This window comes from Lacicoccus qingdaonensis (assembly GCF_900101075.1).
Classification (GTDB): domain Bacteria; phylum Bacillota; class Bacilli; order Staphylococcales; family Salinicoccaceae; genus Lacicoccus; species Lacicoccus qingdaonensis.
Map to the genome: position 1 here is coordinate 1 of NZ_FNFY01000056.1, position 2,109 is coordinate 2,109.

Annotated in this window: 2 protein-coding genes and 1 pseudogene; all 3 read left to right on the top strand. The window is 39.7% G+C overall.

Annotation, left to right across the window (positions count from 1 at the left end):
- Positions 1 to 86: 86 nt before the first annotated feature.
- The 3 genes and pseudogenes from BLR15_RS13735 (at position 87) to BLR15_RS13745 (ending at position 1,929) form a co-directional block, all read left to right on the top strand.
- Positions 87 to 473, top strand: coding sequence for a tyrosine-type recombinase/integrase (locus tag BLR15_RS13735; protein ID WP_245696821.1), 387 nt, complete (start codon positions 87 to 89; stop codon positions 471 to 473).
- 121 nt (positions 474 to 594) lie between these two features.
- Positions 595 to 1,008: pseudogene (locus tag BLR15_RS13740) on the top strand (ATP-binding protein); the annotation flags it as partial.
- Complete coding sequence (locus tag BLR15_RS13745) at positions 1,009 to 1,929, top strand: conjugal transfer protein (RefSeq protein WP_092988365.1); 921 nt, start codon at positions 1,009 to 1,011, stop codon at positions 1,927 to 1,929.
- The last annotated feature ends 180 nt before the right edge of the window (positions 1,930 to 2,109 follow it).

Genomic DNA, 2,109 nt, shown 5'->3' on the forward strand with positions numbered 1-2,109 from the left:
ATGCTAGCAAGTTAAGCGAACACTGACATGATAAATTAGTGGTTAGCTATATTTTTTTACTTTGCAACAGAACCGAAAATAATCTATTGGATAATGGAAAGCAAAGTCACCCGCTATTTTTTAATAGTAACAGACACGCATTTACAAGACCCGGTATCGCCTACATTTTAAAAAAGTATTTAAAAAGGGCTAAAGAATCTCAATCGGAACTTCTATTCCCCAATAGTTTACATCCTCATATGATTAGACATACGAAAGCGATGCATTTATTAGAAACAGGCGTAAACTTAATTTACATTAGAGATTTATTGGGCCATGTGAATGTAACGACGACTGAAATTTATTTGAGAGCAAATACAGAAACAAAAAGAAAAGCACTAGAATCTTCATATATAGACATCGTGACTCAAGATGTGCCCGTTTGGGAAGAGGATACCAACTTATTAAGCTGGTTGGAGGAGTTTTGTCAGTAGCAACTAAAAATATTATGGAAAGATATTTCTCGTCTAAGTCTTGAATTTAATACTTTAGCAGGAACGTCTTTCCATAAACAAAGACTTTCGATAATTACCGTTATGTAAAGCTTTTCATAAAGGGAAGAGCCACCTGGGCAGTGGTCTGGGGCGAAAAGCCTGTGAACACGGTTATGAAGTGCGGTTTTTCAGGGTCGCTGAACTGGTGGAACGATTGGAAACTGCTTTACGGCAAGACAAATTATCAGCATTCAGGAAACGATTTGATAAAGTGGATTTGATTGTCCTCGATGAAATGGGATACCTACCGTTTGGCAAAGAAGGCTCGGAGCTTCTGTTCCAGCTCATTTCCGAATGGTATGAACAGAAGAGTCTAATCATCACTTCGAACCTGGAGTTTAGTCAATGGAACAGAATCTTTGTCGATGCCCGACTGACCGCTGCGCTGGTGGATCGGCTCATCCACCACGCCCACGTGCTATCATTTACCGGTGAAAGCTATCGACTCAGTCATGCATTATCGAAATCACGTTAAATGTACAATAAAGATACAGGGTGGCAACCCTCTGCATTTTTCATTGCATTTCTATGTACTTTCTACTTGCGAAACACAACAGTGGGGACACGGAAAAAATCTGTCCTTATTCTATGGATACTGCTCATCAGTAGTTTAACATTTGGAATTTATAAAAACTTCACGGCGATTGACCAACATACCATCCATGAGACTGAAATCATAGAAACAGAACTCGTGGATACCAATGCGATAGAAAGTTTTACCCGTCAATTTGTGGACGTCTATCATGTTTGGGACAATGTCACCGATGCATTAGGTGCAAGGGCCGTTGAACTCAGTGAATATATGACAGATGATTTACTCTCACTAAATACAGAAATGATTTCAGAGGATATCTCTACAGAAGTAAGTGTTACTGGCATGGATATGTGGTCAGTCACCGAAGTATCGGAAGGAAATTTTTCTGTGGTATATACAGTGCGGCAAAAAATTACTGAGGATGACGATGAGACATGGAACCGCGCCACATACCAAATAATGATTCATCAAGATGAAGCTGAAAATCTCGTCGTGACTCAAAATCCGACGGTCTGGCATGAGCCGGAGAAATCAGACTATACGCCTGAATCACCAGAAAATAATAATACCGTTGAATCTGAAATTGTCGATGAAGTGACCAGTTTCTTGGAAACTTTCTTTGCATCGTATCCCACAGCAACCGAAGCAGAACTCAGTTACTATGTCGAAGAGGATGTCCTCCCTCCAATTAATGAGAACTATACATTTTCCGAATTGATGAATCCCATCTTTCAAGCTGAAGGTGAGCAAATTAACGTATGGGTCACAGTGAAGTATACCGATCACACCACACAAGCAAACCAACTATCTCAGTATGTACTGACATTAGAAAAAGAGAATAATTGGCGGATTGTAGAATAAAAATAAGCATGTATTCCCAAATAAGCTGGGGATACATGCCGTTCCACTTCATCAATAAAAATAAGTATCAAAATAACAAATTCAGTTCGCGAATTTCAAGTTTAAGTTAGCCACTAGGGTATGACCCTAATCCAGAGTTTGTGAAAGCCCTCTGATGTCTTATGGCTGGGCTCTTCCTCC